We start from the raw sequence: 16,203 nt of genomic DNA, 5'->3' as shown, positions 1-16,203 counted from the left end.
CACGTGGCGGGCTCAACTCTGAGAGCCCGCGCACGCTGCCCGCGTGATCGCCTGCACTTACCAGTTCATGCGCAGCACCAGCGAGTAACGCCGGTCGTTGACGAACCAGCTGCGCGTATACAGGTGGTAGTCGACCTCGCCGCCCGTGTAGGACGTCGGCCCCATCAAGACCTTGGTCACCGTGTTGGTCAGATTGTTGGCCTGCACGCCGAGCTGGACATGCGGGTTGAAGCGGTAGAACGCCGAGGCGTCGAGCTGGCCGTAGTCGTCCGACCAGGTCGGCAACTTGGTCGACACGTCGCTGGCGGTGAGCAGGTAACGCGAACGCCAGTTGTAGGCCAGGCGCAACGAAAGCGGTCCTTTCTCATAAATGCCGGCCAGGTTGTAACTGCGCCGCGACAGGCCTTCCAGCGGCAGGCTCACACCGGTGACGGTGGTCTGGGTGTACGGGTCGGTGGCGGTGTTCACGCCGCCGCTGCTGTCGACGAAGGTGAAGTTGGCATTGACGCCGAACCCGCTCAGCCAACCCGGCCAAGAGTCGAAGAACTGCGTGTAGCCATATTCGAAGCCGCGGATGCGCCCCTTGTCCATGTTGTACGGACGCGTCACCAGCCAGTCCTGCCCACCGTAGCTTTCGGTGACGGTCTGGTTGGAGAAGTAATCCTTGACGCTCTTGTAGAACAGCGTCAGGTACATCATGTCGCTGGTGTCGAAGTACCACTCCAGTGCGGTGTCGTACTGATTGGCTTTCATCGGCTGCAGATTCGGATTGCCGGCAGTACCGGTCCACCTGGAAACAGTGCCATTGGACTCGGTGTTTGCCGCGAGCAGCAGGTATGGCTGCAACTGCGTGTAGTCCGGGCGCGCCATCGCCTTGGAGGCGGCGATACGCCACTGCAGCGCGTCGGAGAACTTGAAGCGCATGTTGAAGCTCGGCAGCACGTTGGTGTAGCTGCCCTTGGCATTGTTGGCGAAGTACTGCCCGGTGTACTGCTCTCGCAGCGCTTCCGAACCCGCGCTTCCCGACAGGTCCGGGAACTGGCCGTAGCCATTGGCCTCGGTCTTGGTCTGCACGATGCGCACGCCGATATTGCCGTCCACCGGCACGCCCAATGCTTCGTCGTTGCCGAAGTACATCACCGCGTAGGCGGCCTGGGTGCGTTCGAACTGGCGATTGATGTCCTGCAGCTGGTATTGGTCCGGCGCCCAGCCCGATCCGCGCAGCGCCACGATCTGCTCGATCATCTTCGAGGTACCGGCGTAGTCCTTGACTGCGGCGTTGCTCGGAAAATACAGACGATTGGGCACATCGATCTTGCCGCGGAACAGATTGGAATACGAATACAGCTGCGAGGTGCCGGTCATGTAGGTGGCCAGATCGGCCAGTCCGGTCCCATTGGCGGTCCCGGGAATCTGCGCCCAGTTATCGCTGATCACACCCCAGTTGTAGCCGGAGTTCTTGTTGATCTGGGTGCGGTCGGTGGCGCGGATGCCGGCACGGAAGGTGCGCAGCCAGGCACTGTCGTCGAATGCGTATTCCAGGTCGAAGCGCGTGGCCAGCTCGCGGCCGCGATTCTTCGCCAGATGGTCCATGGCCGCACTCCAGAAATAGTTGGAGGGGTTGCTGGTGTAAGTGGTGTCGGCAATCGCGACCGATGGATATTTGCCGCTCAGATCGAAGGTCAGGCCCGGCAGGTAGATCGAATCGAACAGGGTGAAGTCCAGCGAATCGCTCTCCGAGCGCACCAGCTGCATATCGCCGCGCACGGTGAGGTTGCTGGTGAGCTTGTGGGTAAAGCCGCCGGACAAATCCGAGGTGGTCGTGCTCTGCTGCGCATAGCGGTTATTGGTGTAGAAGCGCACGCCATCGTTGCCGGTGACGTTGCCGCGCCAGGAACTGGATGCCGGCGAGCCACTGACGAAGCGGCCGTCGGCATCGTAGGTAAACTGCGTCCCGGGCGCCGGGCCAATCGCGTTGGTGTCGTCGTTGAAGAACGCCGCGCGCTCCTGCCAGTTCATGTCGTAACTGGAGCGCATGTATTGCACATAAATCTCCGTGTCGTCGCTGGGCCGCCACTGGAACGCGCCGGCCACGCCGTTGCGCTTGCGCTCGAAATCGAGCTGCCGCCAATTGACGCCGCCGGGCACGTAGACCTGGTCGAAGTTGGTGCCTTCCAGCAGCGCCGCATCGGTGCGGCGCACGAACGGCTCGACCTGGATGCCATCGCTGCGCGTGGCCAGTTCCGAATGCGCCACATCCACCATCGAGCCCATCTCGCCGAGGCCGGTATTCCAGCGATCGCTGAAGAGAAACGAGCCCGATGGTTTGTAGGTCTTGCTGAAATCGCCGTAGTTCACGTCGGCGGTCGCACCGATGATCCGGCCTGGCTGGTCGAACGGCATGCGCGTGCGCAGGTTGACCGTGCCGCCCAGACCGCCTTCGATGATCTCGGCCGAGGGGTTCTTGTAGACGTCCACGCCCGCCATCAGTTCGGCCGGCACATCCTCGAAGCTCAGACCACGGCCGCTGGCCGCGCTGAAGCTGTCGCGGCCATTGAGCTCGCCGCGCACCTGGGTCATGCCGCGAATCATCACGCCGCTGCCTTCGGCAGAAAAGTGGTCCGGATCGTTACGCGCCATGAAGTGATCGATGGTCACGCCGCTCACCCGTTGCAGGGTTTCGGTGACACTGCGGTCAGGCAGCGCACCGATATCCTCGGCGCTGACCGAATCGACGATCTGTTCGGCATCGTGCTTGATCGACTGCGACTTGATCAGGCTGGCGCGCACACCGCGCACTTCCACTGCATCCAGGTCGGTAGCCTTGCTCGCAGTGCTCGAGGAGGCGTTCTGGGACGACTGCGCCTGCTGCGCATAGACCGGCGCAGCGAGCAAGAGCCCGATGCTGATGGCCATGGCGGAACGGCGCAACGAAGGCAAACGACGGGCGAGCACGCCCGTGCCTGCCGAGGCATGGCTGGAATACTGGTACATCTGAATCCCTCCCAGGACGCAAGACGATTGAAACCGGTTGTCGCAGCGCAGACGCGCGGCGTAATCACGCAAAAAACGGGCGATGTCGCCCGTCAATTCCCTCCAGCAGGCGGCTTGGCCGCCGATCGCGGGCCCGACGTTACGTGCGCTTCAGCGTGCGATCTGGTTCACACGTATAGGCGCACCGCGCAGCGCCAGCCAATGAAAATTTCACAGGCTGCTATTCCACCGCGGAATAGCGATGAACGCACTGGTCAGGCAAGGGAGTCCGGCACGCGCAGCGCGGGATACAGACGTCGGGCAGTGGTGCGCAACGCCTGCAAGATGCGCTCGGCACCGGGCGGCAGGATGTAATCGCGTCGACGGATGATGCCGAACGATTCCATCCGCACGCCCAGTTCGATCGGCAGCACGGTGAGCAATTTCGCCTGGATCAACGGCGCCACCGATTCCACCGGCAGGGCGGTCAGCATGTCGGTGCCGCGCAGCAGGGTCGAGGTGACCGGCAGCGACGAGGTTTCGATGGCATTGGTCGGCGTCTGCACGCCGTGCTCCATGAACATCGAATCCAGGCGCGCACGCAACACGCTGTCGGCCGGCGGCAGAATCCAGCCGTGCCGTACCAGATCGGCGTGCTGCAGGCCGGCGCGGCTGGCCAGCGGATGGCCGGCACGCGCGATCACCGAATGCGGCTCGTCGGCCAGCGGCTCGAACTCCAGCTCGCCTACCCCTTCCGGGCCGAGAATGCGCCCGATCACGATGTCGAGCTGCCCGTCCAGCAACTTGGCCACCAGCGGACGGCTGTAGTCCATTTCCACACGCACCAGGATGTCCGGAAACTCGCGCTTGACCTCGGCGATGGCCTGCGGCACCAGGTTGGTGCCCGGATTGACCACCGTACCGATCGAAGCCTGGCCCATGCGGCCGGCGCGCAGCGCGGCGATTTCTTCCTGCGCCCGCCCAATCTCCGACATCGCCGCGCGTGCGCGCCGGATCAGCACGTGGCCATACCAGGTGGGCTCCACGCCACGGGCATGCCGCTCGAATAATTTCACCCCCAGCATGTCTTCCATTTCTGCCAGCAACTTGGACGCGGCCGGTTGCGTCATGCTAGCGGCCTCAGCCGCGCGCAACACCGAGCGCTGTTCGTGCAAATGCAGCAGCAGCAGGAGCTGGCGCGTCTTGAGCCGGGCTGCGTTGAACCAGGGAGTACCGGAATTTGCCATAGCGTGCGGTTGCGACCGTGTATTCGTCGGAGGAATAGAATATGCCGAAAATTTCATTTGCAGCACATATCTCCCCGCGCGAGGCTATCGAACGCCGCAGCAGGAGCCCCTACCTCCCGGGCGCGGTCAGAACAGACGTGACCTGTCCGTCCTCGGGCGGCAACACGCACGCCCTATACGCGGAGGTGGACAACGATGACGGCATCATGCCCGCCGATTGCAGGCCGTAAAACGGCGCATGCGTGTCCAGGTGACGCTCCCTCAGGGGTGCAATTCATCGCCTTGTTCGCCACGCGTCCTCCTCCCACGCTGCGCGTCGGCCGCCATGCCACGACACGCAGTCGCGCAGCCTCCCCCGACGTTGCCGGCCCCCCGGCCGCCAACCGCCGCTTTCCGCTCTACCGCGAGTAACCGCATGACTTCAGATACCACCGCCAGCCCGTTCGTCCTGCCCCTGGTCGCCATCCTGCGCGGCATCACGCCGGAAGAGACGCTCGACCATGTCGGCGCACTGATCGACGCCGGTTTCGATGCGATCGAGATCCCGCTCAATTCGCCGCGCTGGGAGCAGAGCATCGCGCTGGCGCAGCAGACCTTCGGCGCGCGCGCCTGGATCGGTGCCGGCACGGTGTTGCGCAACGAAGACGTCGACACCCTGGCCGGGATCGGTGCGCGCTTCATCGTTACGCCGAACACGCGGCCATCGCTGATCCGTCATGCGGTGTCGCGCGGCCTGACCGTGGTGGCCGGTTTCGCCACTGCCAGCGAGGCGTTCGACGCCATCGACGCCGGCGCAACCATCCTCAAGCTGTTCCCGGCAGCGACCTATGGCGCCGCGCATGTGCGCGCGTTGCGCTCGGTGCTGCCCACGCACATCCCGGTCTATGTGGTGGGCGGCGTCAGCCCGCAGACCCTGGCCGGCTTCATTGCCCAGGGCGCCGCTGGCGCCGGCATCGGTGGCGAACTGTACAGACCCGGCCAATCGCTCGAAACAACCCAGACGCATGCACGCGCCTTTGTGCAGGCCTACCAGGAACTGCAAGGATGAAGATCACCCGCCTCACCACCTACCACGCCGCACCGCGCTGGCTGTTCCTCAAGGTCGAGACCGACGAGGGCATCACCGGCTGGGGAGAGCCGGTCATCGAAGGCCGCGCGCGTTCGGTGGAGGCCGCCGTGCACGAACTGGCCGGCTATGTCGTGGGCAAGGATCCGGCGCGCATCAACGACCTGTGGCAAACCCTGTACCGCGCAGGATTTTATCGCGGCGGCGCCATCCTGATGAGCGCCATCGCCGGTATCGACCAGGCGCTGTGGGACATCAAGGGCAAGGCGCTGGGCGTGCCGGTGTACGAATTGCTGGGCGGGCTGGTGCGCGACCGCATGAAGACCTATCGCTGGGTCGGCGGCGACCGCCCGGGCGCGATCATCCAGCAGATCACCGACTACCGCGCGCTGGGCTTTGACACCTTCAAGTTCAACGGTACCGAAGAAATGAAGCTGATCGACAGCGCGCGCGCAGTCGATGCGGCGGTGGTCAAGGTGGCGGAAATTCGCGAAGCCTTCGGCAACAGCATCGACTTCGGCATCGATTTCCATGGCCGCGTCGGCGCGCCGATGGCCAAGGCGTTGCTGCGCGAGCTCGAACCGTTCAAGCCCCTGTTCGTCGAGGAGCCGGTGCTGGCCGAACAGGCCGAGTATTACCCGCGCCTGGCCGCAAGCACTTCGATTCCGCTCGCCGCCGGCGAACGCATGTTCTCGCGCTTCGAATTCAAGAACGTGCTGTGCGCCGGCGGCATCGGCATGGTGCAACCGGACCTGTCGCATGCTGGCGGCATCACCGAATGCGTCAAGATCGCCGCGATGGCCGAAGCCTACGAGGTCGGCTTCGCCCCGCACTGCCCGCTCGGCCCGATCGCACTCGCCGCGTGCCTGCACGTGGACTTCGTTTCGCACAATGCCATGCTGCAGGAACAGAGCATCGGCATCCACTACAACGAAGGTGCGGATCTGCTCGATTACGTCGTCAACAAAGACGATTTTCACTGCGTGGATGGCAGCATTGCCGCACTGCCCAAACCCGGACTCGGTGTGGAGATCGACGAAGAGATGCTCAAGCGCGCAAACGAAAACCCGCCCGACTGGCGCAACCCGGTATGGCGCCACAGCGATGGCAGCATCGCCGAATGGTGAGCACGCCCGAACACACCGCCGTGCTGGCGGTCGACAGCCGCTGCACGCATGGCGAAGGCGTGCTGTGGTGCGAGCAGCGCCAGGCGCTGTACTGGGTCGACATCAGCGAAAAACGCCTGTGGCGGCACCACCCGGCCAGTGCGCAGTCGCGCTACTGGACATTGCCCGACCGCCCCGGCTGCATCGGCTTGATGGACGATGGCCGCGTACTAATCGCGCTGGCCAAGGCGATCGGCATTGTCGATCCGGACACCATCGAAGCCGACGTGCTGCCCTTCGAAAAACTGGCGGACGTGGAAGCGGACAATCCGCTTACGCGCAGCAACGATGGCCGCGTCGACCGGCATGGCAATCTGGTGTTCGGCACCATGGACGAGCACGACACCAAGGCCGCACGCGGTGCGTTCTACCAATTTTCGCTGAAGCACGGCTTGCGCGCCCTTCCGCTGCCGGGCGTGTCCATTCCCAATTCGATCTGCTTCAGCCTCGACGGCCGCACCATGTATTACTGCGATTCGGTGCGCCCGCAGATCCTGTGCTGCGATTACGACCCGGAGACTGCACAGACCACCAACACGCGCGTGTTCACCAGCCTGGACCGCGATGACGCCGAGCCGGACGGCTCGATCATCGACAGCGAAGGTCACCTGTGGAATGCGCAATGGCGTGCGTCGCGCGTGGTGCGTTATCGCCCAGATGGCAGCGCGGAGCGCGTCGTGCAGCTGCCGATCAAGCACCCCACCTGCAGCGCCTTCGGCGGTGCAGCGCTGGATAGACTGCACGTGATCTCCTCGCGTCTGGACCACAGCGCCGACGAGCTGGCCCGCATGCCCGAGGCCGGCAGCCTGTTCGTCTGCGACCTCGCCATCGCCGGCCTGCCCGAAAACCGGGTGGCGAGCGCGTGATCGCCATCGATTGGGGCACCAGCAGCCTGCGCGGCTATCTGCTCGATGCCGACGGCAAGGTGCGTGCGCAGCGCCGCGGCAGCGACGGCATCCTCACCTGCCAGGGCCGCTTCGACGACGTGCTGGCTGGCCTGATCGATGGCTGGGACGGCCCGCTGCTGCTCTCGGGCATGATCGGCAGCCGCAATGGCTGGGTCGAGCAACCCTACCTGCCCTGCCCGGCCGACACCGCAGCGCTCGCCCAGGCGATGCGCTGCTACGACGCGCTGTTGCCGGGCCGCGCGCTGTGGTTCGTGCCCGGCGTCAGCACTGGCGAACAGACCGGCGTGCCCGATGTGATGCGCGGCGAAGAAACCCAACTGGTTGGGCTGATCGCCGCACTCGGTGACGGCGAGCACGTGGCCTGCCTGCCCGGCACGCACAGCAAGTGGGCGCGGATCGCCAACGGACAGCTCACAGGTTTCGCCACGGTCATGACCGGTGAGTTGTACGCCGTGCTGCGTCGGCACAGCATCCTGGGCAAGCTGATGGATGACGACCATGCCGAGCTGGACGCTGCCGCATTCGTGCAAGGTGTCGACCGCAGCAACGACCCTGGCGGCCTCAGCCACCACCTGTTCGGCACCCGCACGCTCGGCCTGTTCGAACGCCTGTCCTCCGCGGCGCTGCCGTCCTACCTCTCGGGCGTGCTGATCGGCCACGAACTGCGCGAGCACCGCGGCGGTCACGCCATCGTGCATCTGGTCGGCAGCCCTGCACTGGCGCAACGCTACGCATTGGCGTTGCAGCACCTGGGCGTCGAAAGCCGGATGCATCCGGAGGATCTGGCTGCGGCAGGGTTGTTCGCGCTGGCCAGGCAGCGCGGGCTGGCCTGACCGGCCAGCAGCAAAACGCCGACAACTCCACACCCATCACGCGACTGCTTTAGAATTAGGAGGCTAAACGCCGGATTCCGCCATGCCTTTTGTTGTCACCGAAAACTGCATCAAGTGCAAATACACCGACTGCGTCGAGGTTTGTCCGGTGGATTGCTTTCACGTCGGGCCGAACTTCTTGGTCATCGACCCGGATGAGTGCATCGACTGCACCTTATGCGAGCCGGAATGCCCGGCCAACGCGATCTATCCCGAAGACGACGTGCCAGCGGGCCAGGAAGCCTTCGTGGCACTCAACGCCGAACTCGCCAAGGCCTGGCCGGTGCTGACCGTGCGTCAGGAGCCGGCACCGGATGCCGCCGAATGGGATGGCAAGCCCAACAAATTGCCGCTGTTGCAGCGCTGAGCTGCACGACCGGGCGCGGCCCCGAGCCACACCGCTGCCGCACCTCACAATGCAGTTGCCATCAACTCCGCACCAACGCAAAACGGGCGCCCAAGGCGCCCGTTTTTGCCATCCAGCAAACCGCACCGGCCTCAGCCGCCCAACTTGCCCTTGAGCGCAGTGATCACCGCCACCGGCGCTGCCGCCGTGGCCGGCATGCCGCGCGGGTCCACGGCCGACACGTAACTGCCGGCGTCGACCTTGACCACGCGCACCAGGAAGCTGGAACCTTCGTAGCTCACGTCATAGGAACCGAGCATCTGCGCCTTGCTGGCGATGGTCAGGCCGGGGATGTCGGCCAGTGCCGCGCCCACCTTGCCGAACACCTCGTCGCGCTCGCCCGGCACGGTAAACCCGCTATTGGCGCTTGCCGACGGCGGCGTGTTGGTCTGCTGCTGGGTGGTCGAAGCCAGCGTCGGCACCTTCATCGCACCGGAGGTGTCGGGCAGGTTCAGATCCGGCGGCACTTCCAGCGGGCGGGCTTCCGGGGCCAGCGCATAGTCGCCGCGCGCGCCCTTGTGAAACCAGCTGCAACCGCTCGTGGCAGCGACGGTGGCGGTCGCCAGCAACGCGAGCGACAGCACGCGGACGGGGGAAACGGAATGACGCATCGATAGATCTCCTGGGTCAGGCCGCGAGCATTTCGCGGCTGGAAAGCGCTTCCAACGCAATGGCGTCGGCGGCAAGGCGGTCGGCGGCAGGCTGGTGCGCCGCAGAAAGAGGCAGCAGCGGCAAGCGCAGGCCGTGGCCGATCCCGGCGCGCTGCAGCAGCGCCTTGACCGGGATGGGATTGGATTCGATTCCGCAGAAGCTGTGGTATTCGCTCAGCCGCGCGTCCCAGGCAGCAGCAGCATCGCGCTGGCCATCGCGGGCCAGATCGCACAGGCGCCGGTACGCCGCTGGCAAGGCGTTGGAGGCGACCGAGATCAGCCCGGCAGCACCGGACAGCATCGCACGCGCCGCGCTGCCGTCGTCGCCGCTGAGCACCACAAAACTGTCGCTGCGCAACACCACCAACGCGGCGATGCGCTCGGGTTCGCTACGCGCTTCCTTGATACCGACGATGTTCGGATGGCCCACCAGCTCGGCCACCGTCTCCGGCAGCAGGTCGCAGCCAGTGCGGCCCGGCACGTTGTACAGCACCACCGGCAGGCCACCTTCCTCGGCCACCGCCAGAAAGTGTGCCTTCAAGCCGGCCTGGGTCGGACGCACGTACGGCGGCGTCACCACCAGCGCGTACTGCGCGCCCAGCGCTGCAGCGCGACGGGTCTGCGCAATGGTCTTTGCCGTCCCGGACAAGCCGGTGCCGGCCAGCACCGGCACCCGGCCGGCCACCTGCGCCACGGCAGCGCGCAGTAGGGTGTCGTATTCGTCGTCGCTCAATGCCGCCGCTTCGCCGGTGGAGCCGGCAACCACGAGTCCCTGCACGCCACCGTGCAACTGCTGCTCCAGCAGCCGCCGCCAGGCATCCAGGTCGAGTGCGCCATCGGGACCGAAGGGGGTCGCCAGCGCGGTGATGATGCCGGAAAGGGACAAGATTCTGCTGCTCTTACGTGACAGGAAAAGGCCCGCGCGCACGCGGGTTGCGACCGCCTGCATGTTACTTGCGGCGCGAAACCACGGGCAAGTATGCTGGTCACCGCCAGGGCGCCTGCCCGGGCGGCCATTCAGCCTGATGCAATGCCGGAAGCCCCTTTGACCGACTCTACACCCCGGCCTTCGCCGACCGAAAATCACCTCCTGATCAACGCCTACACGACGCATCCGGAGTCCCCCTTGTTGCCCGTCACTCGCCGCATCGCCGACAGCGGCTGCAATCTCGTGGACGCCCGTCTGGCCACGGTGGGACGCGACGTCTCGGTCACCGCACTGGCCACCGGCTCCTGGGATTCGGTCGCCAAGCTCGAAGCCATGCTGACCCGGCTCGAACGCGAGGAAGGTCTCAAGCTGGTGTGGTATCGCACCGGCCCCAAGCAGACCCAGTCCAACCTGCTGCCCTACATCGTCGAAGTGATCGCCGCCGACAAGCCGGGCATCCTGTTCCAGCTTGCCGATTTCTTCGACCGCCAGGGCATCACCATCGAAAACCTGCAGAGCACCCGCTACCGCGCCATGCAGACCGGCGCGGAGATGTTTTCGGCGCAGGTGACGATCGGCGTGCCGGCCAACATGCACATCGCCGCCTTGCGCGATGATTTCCTGGAATTCTGTGATCACCTCAATCTCGACGCGATCATGGACCCGATGAAGTTCTAAGGCACCCACCAATGGCCATCGCGATCTCTGCGCTAAAACAGATGTTCGACCACATCCGCTCCGAGACCGATTGGAATCTCGACGGCCCGCTGCGTTGGGAATACTTCTTCGCCGATCCTGCGCAGGAGCCGCTGCAGAAACTCGCCGAGCAACTGACCCAGGACGGCTATCGCGTCATCGACATCTTCCTCGGCGAACGCGACGAAGATGATGGCGACGATGAAGAGTCGTACTTCCTGCACGTGGACAAGAAGGAACACCACACCATCGAGTCGCTGAATCAGCGCAATGCGCAGTTCGACGCACTTGCCAAACGCTTCCATGTGGCTGCTTATGATGGGATGGACGTCGGCCCGGCATGACCGCGCCGTACGCCCCTCCACTTTGGGCTGAGCAACGATGACCTACGCTGTGCTGGAATTACCCGCTGCAACCTTCGATCTGCCGCTGGCGCTGTCCGGCGGCACCCAGACCACCCTGCGCGACCATGCCGGCAAATGGCTGGTGCTGTACTTCTACCCGAAGGACAGCACGCCCGGCTGCACCACCGAAGGCCTGGACTTCAACGCGCTGCTGCCGCAGTTCAAAAAGGCCGGTGCGATGGTGTTGGGGGTTTCGCGCGATTCGGTGAAGTCGCACGACAACTTCTGCGCCAAGCAAGGCTTCACCTTCCCGTTGATCAGCGACAGCGATGAAGCGCTATGCCGCGCCTTCGACGTGATCAAGGAAAAGAACATGTACGGCAAGCAGGTGCTCGGCATCGAGCGCAGCACCTTCCTGCTCTCGCCCGAGGGGCGCATCGTGCAGCAATGGCGCAAGGTCAAGGTGGCCGGCCATGCCGAGGCCGTGCTAGCCGCGTTGAAGGCGCACGCCAAACAGTGACACCCCTCGCTTCCCGCGTCCTCCATCACCCTGCCCCGGCAGGCGTGGTGGCTCGCCCCTGCTCCATCACTTGGAAGACCCAATGACCCGAGGCAAGCGCATCTACGTGCTGGACACCAACGTGCTGATGCACGATCCCACCGCGCTGTTCAAGTTCGAGGAACACGATGTGTTCCTGCCGATTCAGGTGATCGAGGAGCTCGACAACGCCAAGAAGGGCACCTCAGAAGTCAGCCGCAATGCACGCCAGGTCAGCCGGTTCCTGGACGAATTGCTGGAAAACACCAACGCCGAGCAGATCCAGGCCGGCATCCTGCTCAGCCATCCGCAGGGCATCCAGCTCAAGGGCCAAGCTGCGATCGGCCGGCTGTTTTTCCAGATCAAGCCGATCGATCCGGGCCGCACCTTCGGCGAAATGCTGCCGGACAACAAGATCCTGGCCTCGGTGCTGGCGCTGCGCGAAGAAAACCCGGATGTGCCGGTCATCCTGGTGTCCAAGGACATCAACCTGCGTATCAAGGCCTATATCAGCGGCCTGGTCGCCGAGGACTATCAGAACGACCGTGCGCTGGACGATTTCAGCCTGCTGTTCACCGGCGCCATCGAACTGCGGGAAGACTTCTGGCAGAAGCACAACGAAGATCTGCGCAGCTGGAACGAGCGCGGCCGCACCCATTACGAAATCGTCCTGGCCGAGGATGAAGACTGGTATCCGAACCAATACCTGTACCTGCCCGGCGAAGATGAAGTGGAGCTGCGCGTGGCCAAGGTGGGCGGCGGCAAGGCCACCTTGTGCCTGGTCGACGATTTCCGCAGCGGGCCGCATGCGGTCTGGGGCATCGTGGCACGCAACCGCGAGCAGAATTTCGCGCTCAACGCGCTGATGGACCCGGAAATCGACTTCGTGACCCTGCTCGGCACCGCCGGCACCGGCAAGACCCTGCTCGCACTGGCTGCCGGCCTGGCGCAGACCATGGACCAGCAGCGTTACCGGCAAATCATCATGACCCGCGCCACCGTCAGCGTGGGCGAAGACATCGGCTTCCTGCCCGGCACGGAAGAAGAAAAGATGACCCCGTGGATGGGCGCACTGACCGACAATCTGGAAGTGCTCACGCACAACCAGGAAGGCGGCTCGTGGGGCCGTGCGGCCACCAACGACCTGCTCGCCAGTCGCATCAAGATCCGCTCGATGAACTTCATGCGCGGCCGCACCTTCCTGTCGCGGTATCTGATCCTGGACGAGGCGCAAAACCTCACGCCCAAGCAGATGAAGACGCTGATCACCCGTGCCGGCCCCGGCACCAAGATCGTGTGCCTCGGCAACGTCGAACAGATCGACACCCCTTACCTCACCGAAACCACTTCGGGGCTGACCTACGCGGTGGATCGCTTCAAGGCGTGGCCGCATAGCGCGCACATCACGCTGCGTCGCGGCGAGCGCTCGCGTCTGGCCGACTTCGCTTCGGAGGTGTTGTGATGCGCGCATATCGCGGCGCGGCGGCGCTCGCCGTGATCGCGCTGGCCGGTTGCGCCAGCACGCAGGGGCCATCCAGCGTGCCGACCAATCTCAAGAACGGACAGTCCTGGATCATCACCCGGCAGAGTGTGGCCGAACAGGTGTTGCAGACCTGCTCGCGCGACAGCCCGGCGCGGCATCCAGGCCAGATCAGCGGCTATTGGGCACCGAGCCATCAGCAGATCGAACAGCTCGAAGCGCGGCAGGATGCGTTGACGCCCACCATTGCCGAGCCGCGGGAGTTCGACCGCCAATACGTGGGTGTGGTGATCCAGGGCCAGCAGTTGATCTACATCAACGCCTTCAAGCTCCCCAACGACCCGCCGGTGAAACCGGCGAGGGAAGCGATCCAGGTCTGCGACGGCGGCAGCACGTTCTGGGGCGCGCTGTACGACCCGCAGACCGGCGCGTTCTCGCAGATTGCAATCAACGGTAGCCCCTGACCCGAGATGGGAATCCTGCTGCCGCGCTGGGTCTGGATTGGCGCGGTGGCATTGTCGGCCGTGGCCGGCATGGTCAATGTGGTGGGCTACCTGGGCTCCGAGCACCAGGTGGTCAGCCACCTCACCGGCACGACCAGTCTGCTTGGCGTTGCCCTGGCGCAAAACACCGCACCGGATATCGGCTTTCTCTGCGGCGTCCTCATCGCCTTCTGCGCAGGCGCCATGCTCAGCGGACTGATCATCGAGGACGATGTCTTGCGGCTTGGACAGCGCTACGGCGCTGCGCTGATGATCGAGGCGCTGCTGTTGCTGGGCGCGACTGCGCTGTTCAAGTTGCATCATGTCGGCGGCGTCCTGTGCGCCGCTGGCGCCTGCGGCCTGCAGAATGCGATGGCGACCAGCCTCAGCGGCGCCGCGGTCCGCACCACGCATTTGAGCGGCATGTTTACCGACCTGGGCATCGGCCTGGGACACCTGCTGCGCGGGCGCCCGCTGCAGGTGCGCCGCCTCACGCTGAGCGCGCTGATCATCGGCGGCTTTCTCGGCGGCAGCATCCTCGGTACCTTGCTGTTCCAGCGCTGGCAGTACGACGCGCTCTACCTGCCCGCCGGCCTCACCGGATCGACCGGCGCCGGCTATGTCGCCTACCTGCAATGGCATCGCTGGCGCACAGGATGATGCGCACATCCTCCGGCCAGCAGTGCAGAATCGCCACATGACTACGCCCAGTACGCTGTCTGCATTGAGCATCGCCGGCTCCGACTCCGGCGGGGGCGCCGGCATCCAGGCCGACCTCAAGACCTTTGCCGCGCACCGCGTGCACGGGTTGTCGGCGATTACCGCATTGACCGCGCAACACACCCGCGCCGTCACCGCCGTGCATCTTCCACCACTGCCCTTCCTGCATGCGCAGGTGGATGCCTGCTTCGCCGATTTCGAGATCCAGGCGGTCAAACTCGGCATGCTGGCCAATGCCGACATCATTCATTGCGTGGCCGACCTGCTTGAGCGGTATCGCCCGCCGTTCGTGGTGCTCGACCCGGTGATGGTGTCCACCAGCGGCGCGCGCCTGCTCGAAGATGCGGCCTTGGATGCGCTGCGCACGCGCTTGCTGCCGCTGACTACCCTGGTGACCCCCAATACGCCCGAAGCCGAGTTGCTGACCGGCCGCCGCATCGACAGCGCCGACGCCGCCGAACATGCCACCGCCGCCTTGCTCGACCTGGGTGCCAACGCGGTGCTCCTCAAGGGCGGACATCTGCACGAAGGCGCACACGTGCTCGACCGCTTCGATGACGGCGTGACCCAGGACGTGTTCATGCATCCGCGCCTGCAGGTCGATGCGCACGGCACCGGCTGCAGCCTGTCGGCAGCCATCGCCGCGCAGCTATGCCAGGGCCTGTCGCTGCTCAATGCCTGCGAAGCGTCGATCGATTACGTTGCCCGCGCCATCCGCATCGGCCAACGCCCCGGCCAGAGCGATGTGCTGGTGCTCGACCACTTCGGCGCCGCGCCCGGCGCATGAGCGTGCAGACCGATACCCTGCTCGCCAGCGCTGCAGATGGGCACCGCTGGCAAATGATCCGTTGCGCGCCGCCGCACCCGACGACAACGCTGCTGTGGCTGCCGGCATTGGGCGTGGCAGCGCGGCACTACCAACCCTTCGCACAGGCGCTCGCGTCCACCGGGGTTGCGGTGTATGTGCACGAATGGCGCGGCAATGGCAGCAGCACGCTGCGCCCGTCGCGCGAGCACGATTGGGGCTATCGCACGCTGCTTGCAGACGATCTCGCCGCCAGCCACGCCCTACTCGATATCCACGACCCGCAGCTGCCGCGCATTGTCGGTGGGCACAGCCTTGGCGGTCAGCTCGCGTGCTGCTATGCCGCGCTGCATCCGGTGCAATTCGCCCAGCTCTGGCTGGTGGCCAGCGGCTCGCCGTACTGGCGCAATTTTCCCGTCCCCATGCGTTACGGCCTGCCCTTGGCGTTTCGGTTGTTGCCGTGGCTGGCGCGCAGGCAGGGCGTGCTGCACGGGCGCAAGCTCGGTTTTGGCGGCACCGAAGCACGCAGCCTGATTGCCGATTGGGCACAGGTCGGCCGCAGCAATCGCTATCGCGCGGCAGGCGCGCCATGGGGTCTGGAACAGGCGCTGGGCCAACTGCGTGTGCCGATCCGCGCAGTGACCCTTGCGCGCGACACGTGGGGCCCAGCAGATGCGCTGCGCGCATTACTCGACAAGATGCCGCAAACACATCCACACCATGTGCGATTGGACGATGTGCAACTGGGCGCACGCAGCGATCATTTCGCCTGGATGAAAACGCCTGCGGCCGTGGTCGCTGCACTGCGTAGCGCCCCTGACCACGACCGCAACGACGCTGGAATTTCACAAAGGGATTGACGGGCCGGTCGCTCATCCGCATAATTCCGCTCCTGACGAGGCGCCCGTAGCTCAGTTGGATA

17 protein-coding genes are annotated in these 16,203 nt (G+C 65.0%); 13 read left to right on the top strand and 4 right to left on the bottom strand.

The genetic code is table 11. The features are described from left to right. Positions 1-57: 57 nt before the first annotated feature. Both J7367_RS12125 and J7367_RS12120 read right to left on the bottom strand, forming a co-directional pair. Complete coding sequence (locus tag J7367_RS12125; RefSeq protein ID WP_057659800.1) at positions 58-2,994, bottom strand: TonB-dependent receptor; 2,937 nt, start codon at positions 2,992-2,994, stop codon at positions 58-60. A 254-nt stretch (positions 2,995-3,248) separates the two neighbouring features. Beyond that, positions 3,249-4,220, bottom strand: coding sequence for a LysR family transcriptional regulator (locus J7367_RS12120; protein WP_007966740.1), 972 nt, complete (start codon positions 4,218-4,220; stop codon positions 3,249-3,251). A gap of 415 nt (positions 4,221-4,635) precedes the next feature. On the opposite strand from J7367_RS12120, the gene J7367_RS12115 reads away from it, so the two are divergent. The 5 genes from J7367_RS12115 to fdxA all read left to right on the top strand — a co-directional run bounded on the left by J7367_RS12115 (position 4,636) and on the right by fdxA (position 8,599). Then, the gene (locus J7367_RS12115; RefSeq protein ID WP_057659798.1) at positions 4,636-5,268 is read left to right on the top strand and encodes a 2-dehydro-3-deoxy-6-phosphogalactonate aldolase; all 633 of its coding nucleotides are present in this window, start codon (positions 4,636-4,638) and stop codon (positions 5,266-5,268) included. After that, a complete protein-coding gene (dgoD, locus tag J7367_RS12110; RefSeq protein WP_057659796.1) occupies positions 5,265-6,413 on the top strand; it encodes a galactonate dehydratase in 1,149 nt (382 codons plus the stop codon). The genes J7367_RS12115 and dgoD overlap by 4 nt, the downstream gene beginning before the upstream one ends. After that, positions 6,407-7,318 carry an SMP-30/gluconolactonase/LRE family protein gene (locus tag J7367_RS12105; RefSeq protein ID WP_057659794.1) on the top strand — a complete coding sequence of 304 codons (912 nt, stop codon included), beginning with the start codon at positions 6,407-6,409 and terminating at the stop codon, positions 7,316-7,318. The genes dgoD and J7367_RS12105 overlap by 7 nt, the downstream gene beginning before the upstream one ends. After that, positions 7,315-8,193 (top strand): 2-dehydro-3-deoxygalactonokinase, encoded by an 879-nt coding sequence (locus J7367_RS12100; protein WP_007973033.1) that lies wholly within the window; start codon positions 7,315-7,317, stop codon positions 8,191-8,193. Before J7367_RS12105 ends, J7367_RS12100 begins: the two co-directional genes overlap by 4 nt. 82 nt (positions 8,194-8,275) lie before the next feature. Next, the gene (fdxA, locus tag J7367_RS12095; RefSeq protein WP_003481917.1) at positions 8,276-8,599 is read left to right on the top strand and encodes a ferredoxin FdxA; all 324 of its coding nucleotides are present in this window, start codon (positions 8,276-8,278) and stop codon (positions 8,597-8,599) included. 131 nt (positions 8,600-8,730) lie between these two features. Here fdxA and J7367_RS12090 read toward each other — a convergent pair whose 3' ends face one another. Then, on the bottom strand, positions 8,731-9,249 hold the full coding sequence (locus J7367_RS12090) for a hypothetical protein (RefSeq protein ID WP_007966746.1): 519 nt from the start codon (positions 9,247-9,249) through the stop codon (positions 8,731-8,733). 16 nt (positions 9,250-9,265) lie between these two features. Beyond that, entirely contained in the window at positions 9,266-10,174 is a 909-nt protein-coding gene (dapA, locus tag J7367_RS12085; protein WP_057659820.1) for a 4-hydroxy-tetrahydrodipicolinate synthase, read from the bottom strand. Between the two features lie 93 nt (positions 10,175-10,267). Here dapA and J7367_RS12080 point away from each other — a divergent pair, with 93 nt between their 5' ends. The 8 genes from J7367_RS12080 (at position 10,268) to J7367_RS12045 (ending at position 16,141) form a co-directional block, all read left to right on the top strand. Continuing rightward, a complete protein-coding gene (locus J7367_RS12080) occupies positions 10,268-10,894 on the top strand; it encodes a glycine cleavage system protein R (protein ID WP_002813792.1) in 627 nt (208 codons plus the stop codon). A gap of 11 nt (positions 10,895-10,905) precedes the next feature. Next, positions 10,906-11,256 (top strand): ribonuclease E inhibitor RraB, encoded by a 351-nt coding sequence (locus J7367_RS12075; RefSeq protein WP_003481909.1) that lies wholly within the window; start codon positions 10,906-10,908, stop codon positions 11,254-11,256. A 37-nt stretch (positions 11,257-11,293) separates the two neighbouring features. Next, complete coding sequence (locus J7367_RS12070; protein ID WP_057659792.1) at positions 11,294-11,776, top strand: peroxiredoxin; 483 nt, start codon at positions 11,294-11,296, stop codon at positions 11,774-11,776. 82 nt (positions 11,777-11,858) lie between these two features. Next, positions 11,859-13,256: a PhoH family protein gene (locus tag J7367_RS12065; RefSeq protein WP_057659790.1), complete on the top strand. Its 1,398-nt coding sequence runs from the start codon at positions 11,859-11,861 to the stop codon at positions 13,254-13,256. After that, complete coding sequence (locus J7367_RS12060; RefSeq protein WP_057659788.1) at positions 13,256-13,738, top strand: hypothetical protein; 483 nt, start codon at positions 13,256-13,258, stop codon at positions 13,736-13,738. The genes J7367_RS12065 and J7367_RS12060 overlap by 1 nt, the downstream gene beginning before the upstream one ends. A 6-nt stretch (positions 13,739-13,744) precedes the next feature. Next, positions 13,745-14,416 carry a YoaK family protein gene (locus J7367_RS12055; RefSeq protein WP_057659786.1) on the top strand — a complete coding sequence of 224 codons (672 nt, stop codon included), beginning with the start codon at positions 13,745-13,747 and terminating at the stop codon, positions 14,414-14,416. Positions 14,417-14,453: 37 nt separating this feature from the next. Continuing rightward, positions 14,454-15,263, top strand: coding sequence for a bifunctional hydroxymethylpyrimidine kinase/phosphomethylpyrimidine kinase (gene thiD, locus J7367_RS12050; protein ID WP_057659784.1), 810 nt, complete (start codon positions 14,454-14,456; stop codon positions 15,261-15,263). After that, entirely contained in the window at positions 15,260-16,141 is an 882-nt protein-coding gene (locus J7367_RS12045) for an alpha/beta fold hydrolase (protein ID WP_057659782.1), read from the top strand. The genes thiD and J7367_RS12045 overlap by 4 nt, the downstream gene beginning before the upstream one ends. Positions 16,142-16,203 lie beyond the last annotated feature (62 nt).

This window comes from Xanthomonas sp. D-36-1, from assembly GCF_017746155.1.
Lineage (GTDB): Bacteria > Pseudomonadota > Gammaproteobacteria > Xanthomonadales > Xanthomonadaceae > Xanthomonas > Xanthomonas cissicola.
This window is presented reverse-complemented; position numbering and strand designations above follow the sequence as displayed.

Bases quoted from the DNA above. Each gene is read 5' to 3' on its own strand.
- J7367_RS12125 (WP_057659800.1), bottom strand. From the start codon at position 2,994: ATGTACCAGTATTCCAGCCATGCCTCGGCAGGCACGGGCGTGCTCGCC.
- J7367_RS12120 (WP_007966740.1), bottom strand. From the start codon at position 4,220: ATGGCAAATTCCGGTACTCCCTGGTTCAACGCAGCCCGGCTCAAGACG.
- J7367_RS12115 (WP_057659798.1), top strand. From the start codon at position 4,636: ATGACTTCAGATACCACCGCCAGCCCGTTCGTCCTGCCCCTGGTCGCC.
- dgoD (WP_057659796.1), top strand. From the start codon at position 5,265: ATGAAGATCACCCGCCTCACCACCTACCACGCCGCACCGCGCTGGCTG.
- J7367_RS12105 (WP_057659794.1), top strand. From the start codon at position 6,407: ATGGTGAGCACGCCCGAACACACCGCCGTGCTGGCGGTCGACAGCCGC.
- fdxA (WP_003481917.1), top strand. From the start codon at position 8,276: ATGCCTTTTGTTGTCACCGAAAACTGCATCAAGTGCAAATACACCGAC.
- J7367_RS12090 (WP_007966746.1), bottom strand. From the start codon at position 9,249: ATGCGTCATTCCGTTTCCCCCGTCCGCGTGCTGTCGCTCGCGTTGCTG.
- J7367_RS12080 (WP_002813792.1), top strand. From the start codon at position 10,268: ATGCTGGTCACCGCCAGGGCGCCTGCCCGGGCGGCCATTCAGCCTGAT.
- J7367_RS12075 (WP_003481909.1), top strand. From the start codon at position 10,906: ATGGCCATCGCGATCTCTGCGCTAAAACAGATGTTCGACCACATCCGC.
- J7367_RS12070 (WP_057659792.1), top strand. From the start codon at position 11,294: ATGACCTACGCTGTGCTGGAATTACCCGCTGCAACCTTCGATCTGCCG.
- J7367_RS12065 (WP_057659790.1), top strand. From the start codon at position 11,859: ATGACCCGAGGCAAGCGCATCTACGTGCTGGACACCAACGTGCTGATG.
- J7367_RS12060 (WP_057659788.1), top strand. From the start codon at position 13,256: ATGCGCGCATATCGCGGCGCGGCGGCGCTCGCCGTGATCGCGCTGGCC.
- J7367_RS12055 (WP_057659786.1), top strand. From the start codon at position 13,745: ATGGGAATCCTGCTGCCGCGCTGGGTCTGGATTGGCGCGGTGGCATTG.
- thiD (WP_057659784.1), top strand. From the start codon at position 14,454: ATGACTACGCCCAGTACGCTGTCTGCATTGAGCATCGCCGGCTCCGAC.
- J7367_RS12045 (WP_057659782.1), top strand. From the start codon at position 15,260: ATGAGCGTGCAGACCGATACCCTGCTCGCCAGCGCTGCAGATGGGCAC.